9 protein-coding genes are annotated in these 17,405 nt (G+C 58.6%); 2 read left to right on the top strand and 7 right to left on the bottom strand.

Translation table 11 applies throughout. From position 1 onward, the window contains the following. Positions 1-48 precede the first annotated feature (48 nt). From QEO92_RS15695 to QEO92_RS15685, 3 genes are all read right to left on the bottom strand, one after another. Positions 49-2,763 carry an ABC transporter transmembrane domain-containing protein gene (locus QEO92_RS15695; protein ID WP_227703652.1) on the bottom strand — a complete coding sequence of 905 codons (2,715 nt, stop codon included), beginning with the start codon at positions 2,761-2,763 and terminating at the stop codon, positions 49-51. Between the two features lie 357 nt (positions 2,764-3,120). Next, positions 3,121-3,945: an MBL fold metallo-hydrolase gene (locus QEO92_RS15690; protein ID WP_037149288.1), complete on the bottom strand. Its 825-nt coding sequence runs from the start codon at positions 3,943-3,945 to the stop codon at positions 3,121-3,123. Between the two features lie 198 nt (positions 3,946-4,143). Continuing rightward, complete coding sequence (locus QEO92_RS15685) at positions 4,144-4,698, bottom strand: Pycsar system effector family protein (protein WP_037149290.1); 555 nt, start codon at positions 4,696-4,698, stop codon at positions 4,144-4,146. Between the two features lie 113 nt (positions 4,699-4,811). On the opposite strand from QEO92_RS15685, the gene QEO92_RS15680 reads away from it, so the two are divergent. Together QEO92_RS15680 and QEO92_RS15675 are read left to right on the top strand one after the other, a co-directional pair. Further along, positions 4,812-8,480, top strand: coding sequence for a FecR domain-containing protein (locus QEO92_RS15680; protein ID WP_280107450.1), 3,669 nt, complete (start codon positions 4,812-4,814; stop codon positions 8,478-8,480). Next, entirely contained in the window at positions 8,480-10,447 is a 1,968-nt protein-coding gene (locus QEO92_RS15675; protein ID WP_280107449.1) for a CHASE2 domain-containing protein, read from the top strand. The genes QEO92_RS15680 and QEO92_RS15675 overlap by 1 nt, the downstream gene beginning before the upstream one ends. 244 nt (positions 10,448-10,691) lie before the next feature. On the opposite strand, the gene QEO92_RS15670 is transcribed toward QEO92_RS15675, so the two are convergent. From QEO92_RS15670 to QEO92_RS15655, 4 genes are all read right to left on the bottom strand, one after another. Continuing rightward, a complete protein-coding gene (locus QEO92_RS15670) occupies positions 10,692-11,396 on the bottom strand; it encodes a Crp/Fnr family transcriptional regulator (protein WP_152601090.1) in 705 nt (234 codons plus the stop codon). A 162-nt stretch (positions 11,397-11,558) separates the two neighbouring features. Beyond that, on the bottom strand, positions 11,559-14,894 hold the full coding sequence (locus QEO92_RS15665) for an efflux RND transporter permease subunit (RefSeq protein WP_227703651.1): 3,336 nt from the start codon (positions 14,892-14,894) through the stop codon (positions 11,559-11,561). A 21-nt stretch (positions 14,895-14,915) separates the two neighbouring features. Continuing rightward, positions 14,916-16,109 (bottom strand): efflux RND transporter periplasmic adaptor subunit, encoded by a 1,194-nt coding sequence (locus QEO92_RS15660; RefSeq protein WP_227703650.1) that lies wholly within the window; start codon positions 16,107-16,109, stop codon positions 14,916-14,918. A 293-nt stretch (positions 16,110-16,402) separates the two neighbouring features. After that, complete coding sequence (locus QEO92_RS15655) at positions 16,403-17,374, bottom strand: ABC transporter substrate-binding protein (RefSeq protein WP_037149297.1); 972 nt, start codon at positions 17,372-17,374, stop codon at positions 16,403-16,405. Between the last annotated feature and the right edge of the window lie 31 nt (positions 17,375-17,405).

The raw sequence follows: 17,405 nt of genomic DNA, 5'->3' as shown, positions 1-17,405 counted from the left end.
GTCCTGCCTGTTGCCGTAATCCCTGCTAACGTCTTCTTCCGCAAAATATTACGATAGCAGTTCCTTGAAAATCCTGTTTGTCTGCGAGAGTTTCAGATAACTGCCGGATTCCGCCAATGTTCCTCGGTGGAAGAGGAGGACCCGGTCGAAGATTTCCGCAAGGCTCGGGTCGGAAAGGACCCAGGTGATGGAAGGGCGATGACCTCCCCGATGCAGATCCTGGATGACACAGCGGGTTATCTGGTCCTGAAGCCGCCGGTCTAGCGCAGACAATGGGCGATTGAAGATAAAATAGTCCGAGCGTTTCAGCAGCGCGCGGGCAAGATTCAGCTTCTGCCGCTGCACCATGGTGAGGCGCTTTCCGCCTGAACCGACGTCGAACTGAAGGCCGACAGACAGCACGTCGTCATAGAGATCGAGAGCGAAGAAAATCTCTCGCATGAGCGTGCGGATCTGATCGGAGGCATCAGCCATCTGATGGGCAACGCGACCGAAAAGCACGTTGTCCATGAGGCTCGCCGACTTGGAGAAGCGTTGCGGGTCGTGGCGCTCCACCAGTCCGGCCAAGTCGTCGGGAATGTGGGCATGGAACCTTTTGCGCGCGTTGACAATCTTCTCCATGAGGTTCTGGTCCAGCAGACCAAAGCGGTGGCGCGGCTCGATATAGGAGAAGCTCAACCCGAGTATCAGCGTGCGATCCTCCGACGACACCTCGTTCGGGGGGCTGCCTTGAAGCCGCTGAAGCAGACTTTGATAGGCGGGGATCTCATCGGCTGTCATGAAGGTCAGCTGCTGGAAAAACGCATGGTGCGGCGGCAGGTCATGGAAAAGCTCGACGGCATTTTCGGCGATCTCAAAGCCCATCGCGTAAAGATCGTCGTTCAGGCTTGTGTCACCAAGGATCTGTTGGAGATAAGGATGCGTCGCAAGCTGAGGGCTATTCTTCATAGGGTGCTTGGTTGTGCCGAAGAACAGATTTTCGCCGACTGTAGCCTGCGCGTTGTAAAGATCGAAATCGAACGGTACGACGATGTCGTCGAGGTCCTCTTCCGCCAACCGTCTGCGCAGAGAGGTTCGCAGCTCGACAAGATGCAGGCCGATCGTCGTATGGACATCCGGATCGATGGTCGACCGCAACGCGAGATCGAAGATATCCTCGGAGATCTGCACCGCATCCAGCACCGGTCGAATTATCTTGAGAAGATCTTCCGGTCCCTGGGCTCCGGCGGCTGCGTAATCCACCCAGTCGCTGTTGAGGTCGAAGGCTGGATTGCCCGCCTTGCGTGCTTCAATCGCGTATGTTTCGAATTCGCGGGCATTCCCACCTTCGTACCGTGCCTCTCTCAAAGGTGAGTGTTTCAGCCCATAGAGCAGGTTGTCGCGCAGCGTTCCATGCAGGAAGAAAGTATCGGCCGATGCATAGGATATCCTGCGGCCGGTGATCGATTCCGGAAGTTGGAGCAGGTCGCGGCCATCGATGGTAACGCCGCCCGAATCCGGCCAGGCGAGCCTGCCGAGCGCCTCCGCAAAGGCTTCAGCTCCGCTGCCGTTGGCGCCGACAATGGCAACGGTTTCATTAGGCTTGATCTCGGTTGAGACCTGGTTCAGGAGCCGGGCGCCGCTGTCGTCGCTGAGCGAGAGGTTGTTGATGACGAGTGCGCTTTTCAGCGCCGCCACCGGTGCTGTCGCAACCGCCTGGATGCCGCTGTCGATCAGCGGCTCCACGTTGAACTGTTCATAGACCTGGGAATATTTGACCTGCACATCCTGGCGAGCCTGATCCCAATCGATGAGCTCCTTCAGCGGTCCAGGCAAGTCCTTGTAGGCGGCAATGACGGCCACCAACTGGCCGATGTCCAGCCTGCCCAGCAGAACGAAATAGCCGCCGATAGCGTAGAAGAGGAACGGTGTGACCTGGGCAAGGAAGTTGTTGATGAATTTCACCAGGAACTTCCATTGATAAAGGTCGTAGCGGATGGAGAAGATGCGCCCGAGACGCCAGGCGATGTCGGCACGCTCCAGGTTGGAGGTGTCGTTGCCATGGATCGCGCCAATGCCGTCGACGATTTCGCTCACTCGCCCGGATAGTTCGCGGGCTGTAATCTGACGCTGACGTCCGAGCTCCAGCAGTCTTTTCCTCATGCGCGGTATGAGGATTGCCTGAACCACGACGATGCCTGCGGCGATCATTCCGAGCCAGAAGTTCTGGACGATGATAAAGATAAGCGTCGTGAGTGCCTGGCCACCGAGCAGCGCCGGCTGAACGAACGCGTCTCCGGTGAAGCCGCCAAAAGGCTCCACTTCATCCTTGATCATGGTCGCAATCTCGGCGGATTTCACCCGCTTGAAATGCTTGGGTGGAAAGCGCAGGACGCGGTCGATGAGCTCGAAGCGGATGCGGCGCAGCAGACGTTCGCCGAGCCGGCCCTTATAGGTGTTGATGTACAGCTTGAAGAGGCCGTTCACCACCACCAGTGCCAGGAAGATGAGGCTGAGCACTGCAAGCATCTGCAGGCGGTTGAGCTCGATGCCCCTGAAGAACTCAACATTGCCGAAGAGCGGAACGTCATAGGCAATATGCAGGAATGTCTGGCGTGTGTCCGGATCCTCGAAACCACTGCCCTGGATCGGTCCGTTGACGATCCGTTTCGGCAGGTCGAAAGCCAGGAAGTAGGGCACCATGGAGGCCGCAACGACAAGCAGAATCCACAGTTGCTGCAGCCGGGTATTCTTCCAGATATAGCGGAGCAGGCTCTTTTCCATCGTTGTCGTCAACCCGCTCGGAAGCTCACGGCCGGGACGAAAAGGCCACAAGGGAAAGGGTTTGTAGAAACGAAGCCACGGAAACTCCCACCAGCGAAGTAGATCGACCTATCATCATCGACAAACGCGCCAAACACAATGCAGTCGCTGTGAACGAAGGGAAAAAGGGTGCGCGACGAGTTTGATGACGTGGTTCATCGGCAGCAACGGGATGAAAAGCCCGAACCAAATCCGGCTGCATCGCCCATCGTCATTCATTGCGGTTCTTGAAGTTGGTTGCGAAGCCATGCCACGATACAGGCAGATATTTGCGATTTATGACATGGGACGCTAGCGAGCAACCTGCCGGCCTGGGAGTTAAATCTCCACGATCTGTCCTTCATATGCCGCGAAAGCGCCGGGGAAAACGAGTTTTGCGCTGCGCTCCATCTCAGCGAGCTGCTGATCTGTGCGCGAGGGAGCATGATGGAACATGGCAAAGCGTCTTGCATGCGCCATCTGGGCCAGCTTGATTCCGTGTTGCCAAGAAGAATGACCGAAGCCCCTGAAATGCTGCATTTCGTCTTCGTTGTAGGTGCAATCGTAGACGACCAGATCGGCGCCTTTCATTAATTCCAGCAGGGTGGGATCGTAGACCCCCGGACTGTGTTCGACATCGTAGACCAGCGCTACGGATTTGCTTCTCCACTCGATCCGGTAGCCGACCGCTCCGCCTGGATGGTTCAACATGAAGGTCCTGATCGTTATGCCTTTGCGGGGCGTGAGCATCTGTCCAGGGCTGAAGTCGCGGAAATTGACTGTCGCGGGGAAGGCGTGAAGCGGAAACCATGGTGGGCTGATGAACTGTTCGACCATCTGCCGTGTAGTCATCTTACCGTGCAGGTGGCCTGACCAGATATTCGTCTTGACCGACGGACGGTAGATGGGGTCGAAGAAGGGCAAGCCGATGATGTGATCATAGTGGCAGTGGCTCAAGAACAGGTCGACATCGCTCACGCCGTCGGCGGCCAAGGCAAGGCCAGCCTCGCGCAGACCGGAACCAGCGTCGAACAAAATGCGATCATCACCGCAGCGGATTTCGATGCAGGCCGTATTGCCGCCATAGCGGCTGAAATCGGGGCCGGATACGGGAATGCTGCCGCGGACCCCCCAGAACCTCACTTGAAGCCTATCGTTGTTCATCTTTTCTTAAAATGACCTTCCGGGCATGAGCCTCTCAGGAAATAGTCAAAGGAAATCAGTCGCCTGACTATCCGAGATGCGATGCCTTTGCTGCCTCCATTCCTTCTCTGTCAGGATAACCCCTGAAAGACACAAGCGCTACGGCGTCCATTGCAGAGGGACAGTCGGCTCCCGGCATCGATCCTTCGGGTTGCATGGCTATGTTTGGTTCTGGGCCAAGAGCAGAAGCAGGACATAAGCGACAACCGTGACCATAAGTCCGCGGAAAGCGTAGGACACAAGTTTATATTTCTGGGTCGCGATCAGCGAGAGAACATCCGCATTGTCCAGATATTCCTTGAAGAGGTAGCCGATATCGCCGTGCTCGGCAGCCTGCTCGAAGACTGGCCGATGCTGAGTCCACGTGCCCCAGAACAGCGTTGTCGATTTTTTTGCCTTGCGCGGCAATACAACCATTATCGCCGACAGTATTGACCAAACAGACGCCAACGCCAGAGCTCCAGAAAAAGTTATCTCTATCCAGCTTCCCTGGGAATAGCGTGACCAGTTAAAAACGTTTCTTCCTTCCGTGGAGGAAACAAGGAAGGCAAGCATGAACGTAAAAATGTAAGCTGCCTTCTGGTCCGAGATTTTTATTTGGTCGTAATAGACATCGTTTATCTTGCGTACGTGATTAAAATATTCCTCGGTGACCTCACCGGACGCCATCGGCATTTCCAGCAACTCGGTAGGTGCGCCTTCAAAGTCACTCACTCATTTTCCCTCCGCATATCAACTGTTTCCCTGTTAATACACTCTGGCAGGAAAGCAATCCTCTTGCCGGCCTGCTTCTTGACACTTGCGGAGTTTACACGCAGTGGTGAGGCATGTTGGGGGTTCTCTGTCGATTTTATCTCGTAGCCATGTCGGCGTCCGTGCTTGCCGGCGGATTGGTGTCGCCTGCGGTGGCGGACCCTGTTCCGCGTTCAGGCCCGGCTGCGGGGGCCGTCATTGCACGCAAGGCGGGGGAAGAAGTCCGCTTCATCGATGTTTCGAACTGGCGGTTCGTGGACCTCAGGCAAGACCTGCTCACCGGCGACGTATTGCGCACGAATGCCACAGGTCAATTGGCAATTTTATTTTCCGACAGGACCCAGATTCGCCTTGGCCGCAATTCCGCGCTTGTCGTGAAACAGGTTACATCCGGCACCAGTGCCGACACCGTACTTCAACTGCAGTCCGGCACCATCTGGGCTCGCGCCGAGCGCGGCGGGCCTGGCGTGCAGGTCGAGACGCCCGCGGCCGCGGCGGCGATCCGCGGCACGGACTGGACGATGACCGTCAGTGGAAGCCAGACCTCTCTTACGGTTCTGGAAGGCGTCGTTCAGTTCAGCAATCCGCAGGGCAGTGTAGAGGTCAGGCAGGGTGAGGGGGCGGTCGCCTCGATCGGCCAGGCCCCACGCAAGGTGGTCATCGTCGAATCAGACGACCGCGAGCAGATGCTCTTCTACCTGCCGCCACGCGAGGCTTTCGAGCGCATGCCGCCATCGGTGCAACCCGTTGCGGACATGCGCCGGAATGCTGATCGTATCACCGCGATGCCGCCGGAACAGCGCAGCACCGAGGATTGGGTGTCGCTTGCAGAAGCGCAGCTTTCGCTGGAGGGGCGGGTAAGGACCAAAGAGACGCTCGCCGTGCTCCAAGGTCGGCAGCTCTCCGCAGCGCAGCGGGCGCGTGTTACCCTTATCGAGGCCATACTCGCGGCGAGCGAGACCCGATATGCTGATGCCGCACGGCTGTTCGCCAAGGCTGAACGAGGGCTCGATTCCAAACGGCGTGGTATCGCGCTTTATGGCGGCTATTACGCTCGCTCGCTTGCTGATCCGAATCGGGTCGAGCCGTTGCCGCCTCAGGTAGGAGGACCGGACGGTGCCTTCCTGCGCGCTTACGCGGTCGGTTTCCTCCAGGACCTCAGGGCCGCGATCAAGGTTCTGGCGGATGCCGAGAAACAGTACCCCGACGATCCGGAGCTTCCCGCCTATCGCGCATGGCTGGCGTTGCTATTGAATGATCGGCAGCAGGCACAAGACGCGATGAAAAAGGCGCTTGCAATCGATCCTCAGGAGCCGACCGCCCTTGAGGTGCGTTCCCATTACAAGGCCGGAATAGAGGGCGACATCGATGGTGCGCTCGCCGATGCTGAAGCCGCCGTCAGGGTCACCCCGGGGAGCAGCTCGACCTGGAACGAGATCGGAAACCTGCAGTCGGAGCGCAGCGCCGGTCGCGAAGCGGAGGCTGCCTACAGGAAGGCGATCGAACTCGATCCGGAAGATCCGGTGGCGCGGGCCAATCTGGCCTTCTTCTATCTGGACCTTAATCGTGTCGAGGACGCGAAGCGGGAAATCGATCTGGCGCTGGAACGCGATCCGACGCTCAGCGTAGCGTTGATTGCCCGTGGCCGCTACTTCATGCAGACCGGCGATATGGACAGGGCACTTGAAGATCTGCTGGCCGGTACGGTTTCCGATCCGGCCTATGCCGAAGGTCAGGCATTGCTGGCTGCGGCCCTCTATCAGAAGGGAGATCGGGTCGCCGCCGAACAGGCGGCCGACAATGCGGATCGGCTGGATGACAATAGCCCCGGAATTTCGGCCCTTCGCACGTCGGTCGCCATCGATAGTTACGATTCCGAAGGCGCCATCCGCAACGCGCAGGAATATGTGAAGCGTGCCAGGGCCCGCGGCGGACAATACAGTTCGCTCGGCGCCAACCAGCAGGCCGGCTCGGCCTTGAACTATGCGTTCCGCTTTCAGGGGCTGAATGCCTGGGGCGAATATTACAGCGATGCCGTGTTCGATCCGTTCTCGGGCGTCTCCTATATCGACCAGGGCATTCGCGGTAGCGCCAACCCGTTCGCAAACGGCTATCTCTACGGCGCCGACATCATCAACAATAGCCCCAATGGTCAGGGCTTCTCGTCAATTCTGCAGGGATTGCTGCTCGAGCCCACTTTGATCTCGTCACGCACCCGCGGTATCGATCTGCTTCCCCAGCCATTCCTGGAAGCTTCGATCGGTGGCGGCATTACGAGTACGGGCGGAGACTTGGGCTATGTCGCCGAAGGGGAAGTTCAAGGCTACAGCAATCTTCCCTTCCCGATCAGTTTCTATGCCAATCTGGAATGGCAAACGCTGCCGGACAGCCGCGATATCAGCGGGCTGACGGATCTCGATATCGACAACAAGGTTTTGGGTGGCAACGTATATCTGACTGCCAGCCCGACGCCTTACGACCGGTTCGTTCTATATTTCAATCAGGCGCACGCCGATTTCAGCCGGGATTCTCGGACTTTGTCCGTCCCTGGTTTGGTTTTGGTGGATGATATCGATTCCACCACCACCATTACCAATGGTGGAATAGGTTGGAGTCATACATTTGGCTACGAGAACATTCTCAATGCGGCCCTGCTTTTCAGCGAGCAGAAGCGTAAGAGTGAGCTATACGAGGAAGTCTCAAGCGTTGCAGGCGCAGTAGGGTGGCTGACGGAAAATGAACTCCGTCAGCAAACTTACATCGCGGCCATCAATCACAGCATTGGAATGGACAATTTCACCCTTCGATATGGCATCGAAGGCGGCTGGATCGATACCTACCAATCACAGAACCTTTCGTTTGTGGTACCAGTACCGTTTCCGATCACGTCTGCCGAAGATTTTGACAGAAACGGTGTCGGCCGCATCTATGCCGATCTGCTTCACGACATAACAGCCGACCTCAAGGCCGAGTATGCGTTGTTCGGCTCGCTGATCTCGGATGACACAGCCGACACGGTGAGGCTCGATCCGCGCGTCGGTATCGCCTGGTCGCCGTTCGAAGGGCAATGGTTGCGTGCCGGATTTATCCGCAACAGCGTCGATCTGAGCACACCGACCTTGTCGCCAGTCGGTATCGTCGGCCTCCAGCAGAACGAAATTTCATTCGATCCGGGTGGTTCGCTGGATACCTACGCTTTTCGCTGGGATGCGGAATGGACAACAGATTTCTTCACGGCGTTGGAATATCAACACCAGGACGTCCACGACGCCAGCATCATCCTTCCTCTGCAGGCCGATACCTTTGATACGGGCCGCGGAAGCATCGACCGGACCAGCTTGACCGCAAATCTTCTGCTCGGGCACGGCTTTGGATTATCCTCCACGGTGGCCTATTCGGATACGGACGACAAAAGCAGCGCGCCAACTGCCGGAGGGCAGCTGCCTTTCGTTCCCGAATGGGCGGGACAGGTGGCACTCACCTGGGTCAACGAAGCCAACGTCAAGGCCACAATTGCAGCGAATTACATCGGTGAGCGTGTCGACGAGGACGGTCTTGATCTCGGCGACTATTGGACGCTGGATGCCAGCCTGACCTGGGAGCCGTTCGACAAGCGTTTCGAACTGGAATTGGCGGCGTATAATCTTCTGGACGAGGATTTTACGCTCGATCACGACGATTTCGGCAATCCGATCACGGGCTGGGGCAGGTCTTTCAAGGGTTCACTCAAAGTGCGGTTCTGATGGCTACTCGCGGCCTCCCACTGTCGGCAACGCGGTTCTTTTCATCCCGCCGCGTGCAGGTCGCCACACTTGCAGCCTTCATCTTCGCGGCCGTCACCCTGATCACCCGGCTGCCGGGCTGGCCGCTCATCGACGACCGCGCCTTCGACTATCTCTCCACTATCGGCGCTGAACCGCTTCCCGAAAACGGGCCGATCATCGTCGCGATCGATGAGCCGTCCCTGGCCGAAATCAATGTGCAGTGGCCTTGGCCGCGCAGCCTGCATGCGCGGTTGATCTCGGCGCTGCGCGCCGCGGGCGCGAGAGTGATCGGGCTCGACATCATCTTTTCGGAGCCTTCCACTTCATCTGAAGACGAGGCGCTTGCCCAGTCTCTCGGCCCGGACGTGGTGCTTGCGGGCGATGAGACGCTGGTGACATCCGATCAGGCCGATCAGTTTATTCGGGTCATGCCTCTTCAGTTGTTCTCGGACAGGCTGGCACTTGTCGGCATCGCCTCGGTCAATCTTCACCGCGACGGCGTGCTGCGTGCGATGCCCGCCTACGACGACAGCTTTGCCGCGATGATTGCGACCGCTGCCGGCATCGAGACCGAGTTGCCGGAACCAGGCGGCCTGATCCAGACTTTCGGGGGAGCGAGGACCTATCCGACCGTTTCCTATTATCAGGCGCTCGATCCGGAAAATTTCCTGCCGCCTGGAATTTTCAAGAACCGCATGGTCATCGTTGGCCTGAGCCTCCAGAACGCGCCTTCGATTGACAAAGGGGGCGCCGACGCCTTCCCGACCTCCTATACCGTGCATACGGGCAAATTGGTCGCCGGTGCCGAGGTCCAGGCAACGATACTCGATAACCTGCGAATGAGGAGCTGGATAGCGGAGGCCAGCGGAACCATGACGCAGCTTCTGCTGATCGCTGCAGTGATTGTCGCCGCCGTATTTGTCTCAAAGGGCACCGGCTGGCGCACCATTATCGTTGGAGCGGCCGCGATGGTGCTGCTGTTTACCGGCAGCTACCTGACCTTGCGCTTCGGCCGTGTCTTTGCTTCGCCGATGGCGCCTTCGCTGGCCTTCATCGGCGTCGCGGCCGCGCAGGCAACGCTCGATTATGCCGAAGAGCGAAAGAACCGTCGCCAGATCACGCGCGCGTTTTCTCAATACCTTGCGCCGGCCCTGGTGGAGCAACTCGCCCGTGATCCCTCCAGGCTGAGGCTTGGCGGTGAAAGACGCCAGCTTTCCATTCTCTTCTGCGATGTGCGCGGCTTCACGACAATCTCGGAATTGCTGAAGGACGATCCCGAACAGCTCACAATGCTGATCAACCGCCTGCTGACACCGCTTTCGGACATCGTGCTCTCCTATGGGGGAACGATCGACAAATATATCGGTGACTGTCTCATGGCCTTCTGGAACGCGCCGCTGGATGATGCTGACCATGCAGTCCATTCCGTCTCGGCTGCCCTCGACATGCTCGTCTCGATGGAGACGCTCAACAGTGATCTGCGAAGGGAGGCTGAAGCCGCCGGCCGGACCTATTATCCGCTCAGGATCGGCATCGGCATAAATACCGGCGAATGCGTCGTCGGAAATATGGGGTCGAGCAGCCGTTTCGATTATTCAGCGCTCGGCGATGCCGTCAATCTGGCTGCAAGACTTGAGGGTGCTTCAAAGGCCTATGGTGTGCCGCTTCTGATCGGCGAGGCGACTGCCCATGCCGTGCAGGAGCATTTCGTCGTGTTCGAACTGGACCGGATCGGCGTCAAGGGCAAATCCGAACAGTCGGTGGTTTTCACAGTCCTTGGAGAAGAATGCAGACAAAGTCTGCCCATGCATCGCGATTTCCTGCAGGCGAAATATGGCGGGGACACCGCGACAAAGAAGGCACTCGCGCCGATGCTGATCGAACAGGTGCCAAGGCTGACGACATACTATACCGACTCTATCGCAAACTCCGAAATTGACCCCTGATGCGGTAATCAGGTTTCAATCAATATGAACCCGGGGGGCGCGGAGTGCTGCGCTTCACCTGCCGACATAGGGTTACGGCAAACGATGTCAAATGCTCGCTCAAGTGGATTGAGCCTGTTTCCTTCGCGAAGGGGGGATGGCGACATGCGCGCCGGGCTGATCAGCTTTGCGTGTCGGAGGGTTGTCTCTTCTTCGCCGACTTCAGATCCTAGAACCCCGTGCCGCATCAATGCCGAGGTGGCCGCTAGACCTCGCGCAGGGCCTGCACGTCGACGACCTGAATCACCCGGCCGCGTACTGTGACGCCGGTTTTGCGGAGCGCCGAGAACGCACGCGAAAGGGCCTCCGGTGCGAGACCAAGCATTCCCGCGAGCAGGCTTTTCTGGAAAGGCAGGCGGATGGAAGCCGGGCCGCCGTCGACCGGACACCGCGCCAGAATATAGTTCGCAACCCGTTGCGGCGCCGTATACAGCCTGTCATTGGCGACGCAATCCATGGTCGAGAGAAGATGCCGGGACAAGGACGTCATCACGGCTTTGGAGATATCCTTCTCCTGTTCGGCCAATTCCCGAACCGCCTGCAGATCGAATCTGGCGAGCGTTACTGCTTCGGCGGCCTGGGCGTTGTAACGGAATTGGTTTCCGCCATAGATCAGGCATTCGGCAAATGTATCACCAGGACCGCAGATGCGGATATCCGCTTCACGGCCTTCGCGATTAAGCCGGTAAAGCCGCACATAACCACTTAGAACACAGTAGAGAGCATCAGCATTTTCGCCCTCCCGGAAAACCGACTTCCGCGCCGAAAGGCTCACCACGGTCATATTTGCAAACATCCGAATGAGGGAATTGCCGCTTAACCCGGCCAGGAAAGGCGTCTTCATCAGCACAGCCCGATCCCGATTGGTGAGCTTCAGGTTGCTGTTCATCATCTCCGTCGTCGCTTCCATCGCTTGAGCCGTTGCGCATTCCCGATGTCACGGAAAGTAACAGGTTTATGAACGCCCCGTTTGACGCCGATCAAATTCCGAGAATTTTCTGCAATTTTTGCGCGCCCAAGAAAAACGCCGGACCCAAGGGCCCGGCGTTACTGAAATGCCGTTGAACGATGCTTATTCTGCAGCCATCGGCGGCAGACGGAGCACCTTTGTACCCGTCTGGGCGCCGGAAGAACGATCGTCGTTGGCGCTGGTCTGCCGTTCGATCTGGTTGAGGCGTTCTTCCAGCGAAGCGATCGACTCGGCGCTCTTGCGGGCTTCCCTGCTGAGCTCTTCCTTGGAGAGATCGACCTCTTCCTCTTCCTTCCTGCCGACGAGCCGTCCGAAAATCCTGCCGAGCAGGTGAGAAAGATCGTCCATGATCAGGAAGAAGGATGGCACGACCACGAGCGAGAGCACCGTCGAAACGATGATGCCGCCGATCACCGCGATCGCCATGGGAGCGCGGAACGAGCCGCCTTCACCGACGCCGAGCGCGGAGGGCAACATCCCCGCCGACATGGCGATCGAAGTCATGATGATTGGGCGGGCACGCTTGCGGCCCGCCTCCACCATGGCGTGAACACGTTCCAGGCCGTGGCGCTTCATTTCGATCGCGAAGTCCACGAGCAGGATGGCGTTCTTGGTCACGATGCCCATCAGCATCAGGATGCCGATGAGGACCGGCATGGAGAGCGCATTCTGGGTGACGATCAGCCCCACCGCGACACCGCCGATCGCAAGCGGCAGCGAGAACAGGATGGTGAAGGGCTGGATCACGTCCTTGAAGAGCAGGATCAGCACCACCAGCACCAGCATCAGGCCAAGCAGCATGGCATTGCCGAAGCTCTGGGTCATCTCGGCCTGGATCTTGGCGTCACCGCTTTCGGCAAGCCGTACGCTCGGCGGGAGTTCGGTCTCGTCGACGATCCTTTTGAACTCGGCTGTCGCCGTGTCGAGCGCGGTGCCGAACGGTACGTCGGAACCGATCGACACGACACGGTTGCGGTCGTTGCGCTTGATCGAGCTTGGACCTTCCGCGTAGTCGATGTCGGCGACGCTATAGAGCGGCACGCTTGCACCGGAAGCCGTTTTGATCTTGAGCGCGCGGATCGCGGCAAGGTCGCGGCGGACGTCAAGGGAGGCCTGCACCCGGATCGGGATCTGCCGGTCGTCGAGAGATATCTTGGCAAGGTTGGCGTCGATATCGCCGATCGTTGCGACGCGCACGGTCTCGGAAATCTGCTGCGGTGTAATGCCGAGCCGTGAGGCCTGGTCCATGCGCGGACGGATCTGCAGTTCCGGTCGGGGCAGGGCGCCTTCCGAAGAGATGTTGGCGAGGATGGGCGAAGCGCGCAGCTTCGATTCCAGCAGGCTGACGGCCTCGTTCAGATCCTCTTCGCTCTTGGAGAGAAAGTTGAACGAAAGATCGCGTTCGGCGCGGTCGTTGACCTTCGAGATACGGACATCCGCAATCGATTGGACGGCAGCGAATATGTCTTTCTCGACATCCCATTGCGGGCGGGTACGGCCATTCTCCTTTATCTTCGGCAGGTAGTCGCCAACCAGGGGAATGGATCCGAGACCCTTGTTGACCAGGGTCTTCACCAGCGAATGGTCGATGTTCTGGAGGATAACGCGCACCGTCGCGCGACGCAGTTCGAGATCGCCCTTGGGAGAAGCGCCGCCGAGAATGAAAATGCTCTCCACGCCGTCAATGTGGCGTATGGCATCGTAGACCTTGTCCGTTGCGGCAGCGGTTTCATCGAGGGTTGCATTCGGCGGCAGCTCGACCGAGAGCACCACGCGCGACGAGTCGTCCGGCGGCATGAAGCTGCCGGGAACCTGCGCGAGGAGCGCCATGGAGCCAACCAGGAAGGCGATCGCGGCGAGCAGTGTCGTATACCGCCAATACCATTTGCGGGTCGTGCCGGTAACGAGCCTGGTATAGGCTTTCATCAGACGGCTGTCGTTGTCGTGATGGTCTTCCATGGCGTCTTCGGCGCGCATCAGATAAGCGGCCATCAACGGCGTGATGAGGCGTGCCACCATCAGCGAGAAGAAAACGGAAAAGGCGACCGTCAGGCCGAACTGGATGAAATACTGACCCGGAATGCCGGGCATGAACGAGACCGGCACGAAGACCGCAATGATCGTGAAGCTCGTCGCGATGACCGCAAGCCCGATCTCGTCTGCCGCTTCGAGCGCCGCCCGATAGGGAGTCTTGCCCATCTTGATATGCCGGGCAATGTTCTCGATCTCGACGATCGCGTCGTCGACAAGGATACCGGTGGCCAACGTCAGGGCCAGGAAGCTCACGAGGTTCAGCGAGAACCCCATAATGTCCATGATCCAGAATGTCGGGATCGCGGAGAGAGGAAGGGCGACGGCCGCAATCAGCGTCGCGCGCCAGTTCCTCAGGAACAGGAAGACCACGATGACGGCGAGGAGCGAACCTTCCATCAGGGTATGAAGGGCAGCCTCATAGTTGCCATAGGTAAAGTAGACCGAGTCATCGACCATCTCGATCGAAACGTCCGGATTGGCCTTGCGCACCTCGTCAAGGCTCGTCGCGACCGTTTCTGCGACCGAGACCTCGCTGGCCCCCTTGGCGCGGAAGACCGCGAAAGTGACGGACGGCGTACCGTTGAAGCGCGAGAAGGATTTCGGTTCTTCATAGGTGTCGGCGACGGTTCCGAGTTCCGAGAGTTTCACGAAACGGCCGGTCGGGAGCGTGATCGTCGTATCGGCGAGCTGCGCTACATCACGGGCGTCGCCGAGCGTGCGGATCGTTTGCTCGTTATTGGCCACCTGCCCGCGGCCGGAACCCAGATCGACGTTCGTGCCGCGAAGCTGTTGGTTGACGTCCGCCGCCGTTATGCCGTAGGCGTCGAGTTTGGCGGAGTTCAGCGACACCCGGATTTCCCGGTCCGCGCCGCCATAACGATCAATACGGCCGACGCCTGGCTGGCCCTGCAGCGAGCGCTTCACCGTGTCGTCAACGAACCAGGAAAGCTCTTCGAGCGTCATGTTCGGGGAGGAGACGGCGAAGGTCTGGATCGCCTGGCCTTCGACGTCCACCTTCGTGACGACGGGCTCTTCGATCCCAGCAGGCAGATCGCTGCGGATCTTGTCGATTGCGTCCTTGGTATCCTGCACGGCCTCATCGGTCGGCTTTTCGATACGGAAAACCACGACTGTCTGGGACTGGCCGTCGGTCACCGTCGACTGAATCTCATCGATGCCGCTGATCGAGGCGACAGCGTCCTCGATCTCCTTCGTCACCTGCATTTCAAGCTCTGCGGGCGAAGCGCCGCTCTGGGTCACGGTGATCGATACGACCGCAACGTCGATATTCGGGAAGCGGGTGATCGGCAGGGCATAGAAGGACTGGATGCCGACAAAAAGCAAAAGCGCGAAGCCAAGCAGCGGCGCGATCGGATTTCGGATCGACCAGGCGGAGAAGTTCATGTGGCTTACCTCGTTCTGGTCTCAGTTGGATATGGTGCTGGGCTCGGCCGGAACCGGAGCAATCTTGTCGCCATCGCGGACAAAGGCGCCGGCTTTTGCCACAACCATGTCACCGGCTTCGAGGCCGCTGACGACCTCGACGAAACCACCGTCCTGGATGCCGGTTTCGATCTTCACCTGCTTGACCACGTTATCCTCAACCTTGCGGGCGGTGGAGCCGTTTCGGTCGGTGGTGACGGCGGAAAGCGGGAGTGCCAGCGCGTTTGTTTCAGTGACGATGATATCGGCGCTGGCATACATGCCGGCGCGCGCGCCGCTCTCGTCATCGACGACGATATGTACGGAGCCGAGCCGCGTGGTGGAGTCGACCGTTGGTGAAACGAGGCGCACCTTGCCTTCGATCTTCGTCCTGCCTCCGGCAATCGTCACGATCGCTTTCTGGCCGACCTTGATCTTCTGGATATCGGTCTCGGAAAGATCGGCTACAAGTTCGATCGCACCGTCCTTGATGATCGTAAAGAGCGGATTGCCGGTCCCGCTGGCGATCGCGCCTACCTTGGCATTGCGCAGGGAAACCACGCCGGCGACGGGTGTCTTCACGCCTGTACGGGCAAGTTTCAGGTCGACGTCTTCAATCTGGGCGTCGACCACCTTGATGTCGGATTCCCCAACCGCGACCGCCTGTTTGGCGGCATTCAACTGCGCCTGGCGTACCTCGACGAGGGCTTCCGCCTGTTCGAGTTGGGAAACCGTGCTCGTACCGTTCTGGCTCAGCCGCTTCGTACGGTCGCGCTGACGCGTGGCGTCATCAAGATTGGCCTGCGCTTCAATCACTTGCGCCTTGTATTGTGCAAGGGCAGCCTCGGCCTTCGCCCTGTTGGCTTCAAGCTGGCTCTTCTCCAAGAGGAGCGCGTCGTCATTCAGCGTTGCAAGCACGCTGTCGGCCTTCACTTCGTCGCCGACATCTGCGTTGAGCGTCTTGATCGACAGGCCCTCGACCAGTGGCTGTACATAAATCTCTTCAACGGGCTTGATCGTGCCGGTCGCGATCACGCGATCCACGAGCGGCTTGGTCACAGCCTCGGTGACGACGATAGATGGCAGTTTCGGCTCGGCGGGGGCCGAGGGAGTGACCTCCTGCGATAAAGCGGAACTCGCGGCAAGCGAGAGGAGGAGAGCCGTAATACCGACAGACTTCGGGAACTTGCGAAACATGCGACTATGTCCGACCTAACATCAGGGGCAAGTATTTCGCTGGGAACCTCTCCGGTCTCGTCGCGTCCCCCCGCACGCGATGACCCCGGATCAAGGTGGGAACCGCACAAAACGGTTACAAGACCGGCAGCGAAAGATTCCATCCGGGCAGAACTTTTACGTGTTTGCGCCGCACAAATCAATCCGCACCCGTTATGGGAGAGATGACTTTTGGTTATATTTTGTATCAAAATATTTCAGAGAACGCGCAGAAAGAAGCCGCGCGTTCTCAATTGGTGAACGGCAGACGATTTTTATTTCAATGCCGCGTCAGTGATCTCGGTCGTGTACGCACCTTCAGGTTGCTTGGTGATGATCTTCTGATCGAGGAGTGCCTTGACGGTCCGCTCGTAGAGTTCCGGCTTCAGCACGCCCGATCCGTCGCCGATCAGCTTAGCGACTTCACCCATCATGCGCTTCTGGTGGTTCTCGTCCTGTCCGCCATTGTCCATGACGATCTCCGCGGCTTCGTCCGGGTTATCGATGGCGTATTTCCAGCCCTTCATGGAGGCGCGGACGAATTTGACCATGCTTTCCTTGAAGGCGGGATCCTTCAGCTTGTCTTCCCTGGCATAGAGGCCGTCCTCGAGCAGGTCGTTGCCCATTTCAGTATAGTTGAAGACAACCAGGTCTTCCGGCTTGAAACCGGCGTCGATCGCCTGCCAGTATTCGTTATAGGTCATGACCGAAATGCAGTCGGCCTGCTTCTGGACGAGCGGCTGCACGTCGAAACTTTGCTTCAGCACCGTTACACCGTCCTTGCCGCCATCGGTCTTGAGGCCAAGCTTGTTCATCCAGGCGAAGAACGGATATTCGTTGCCGAAGAACCAGACGCCGAGGGTCCGGCCCTTGAAATCGGCCTCGTTCTTCACCGGACCGTCTTTGGGGCAGATCATTTCGAGGCCCGATTTCTGGAAGGGCTGGGCGATGTTGACGAGGGGCACGCCCTTTTCGCGAGCGACGAGCGCGCCTCCCATCCAGTCGACGATGACGTCGGCGCCGCCGCCGGCGATCACCTGCTCAGGCGCGATGTCAGGCCCACCGGGCTTGATCGTCACGTCGAGGCCTTCTTCCTCATAGAAGCCTTTGTCCTTGGCGACGTAATAGCCGCCAAATTGACCCTGTGCCACCCATTTGAGCTGCAGCGTGACCTTGTCGGCGGCCATCGCCTGGGCGCTCGCGAGCGAGAACGCGCCCGCCATCAATGTCATCATAATCTTCTTCATTGTCGTTTCCCTCTGTCGTACCGGCCCCATT

It is taken from the genome of Neorhizobium petrolearium, assembly GCF_029854435.1.
Classification (GTDB): Bacteria; Pseudomonadota; Alphaproteobacteria; order Rhizobiales; family Rhizobiaceae; genus Neorhizobium; species Neorhizobium petrolearium.
This window is presented reverse-complemented; position numbering and strand designations above follow the sequence as displayed.

Excerpts from the sequence above, each read along its gene's own strand:
- QEO92_RS15695 (WP_227703652.1), bottom strand. The coding sequence starts at position 2,763 with ATGGAAAAGAGCCTGCTCCGCTATATCTGGAAGAATACCCGGCTGCAG.
- QEO92_RS15690 (WP_037149288.1), bottom strand. The coding sequence starts at position 3,945 with ATGAACAACGATAGGCTTCAAGTGAGGTTCTGGGGGGTCCGCGGCAGC.
- QEO92_RS15680 (WP_280107450.1), top strand. The coding sequence starts at position 4,812 with ATGTTGGGGGTTCTCTGTCGATTTTATCTCGTAGCCATGTCGGCGTCC.
- QEO92_RS15675 (WP_280107449.1), top strand. The coding sequence starts at position 8,480 with ATGGCTACTCGCGGCCTCCCACTGTCGGCAACGCGGTTCTTTTCATCC.
- QEO92_RS15670 (WP_152601090.1), bottom strand. The coding sequence starts at position 11,396 with ATGGAAGCGACGACGGAGATGATGAACAGCAACCTGAAGCTCACCAAT.
- QEO92_RS15665 (WP_227703651.1), bottom strand. The coding sequence starts at position 14,894 with ATGAACTTCTCCGCCTGGTCGATCCGAAATCCGATCGCGCCGCTGCTT.
- QEO92_RS15660 (WP_227703650.1), bottom strand. The coding sequence starts at position 16,109 with ATGTTTCGCAAGTTCCCGAAGTCTGTCGGTATTACGGCTCTCCTCCTC.
- QEO92_RS15655 (WP_037149297.1), bottom strand. The coding sequence starts at position 17,374 with ATGAAGAAGATTATGATGACATTGATGGCGGGCGCGTTCTCGCTCGCG.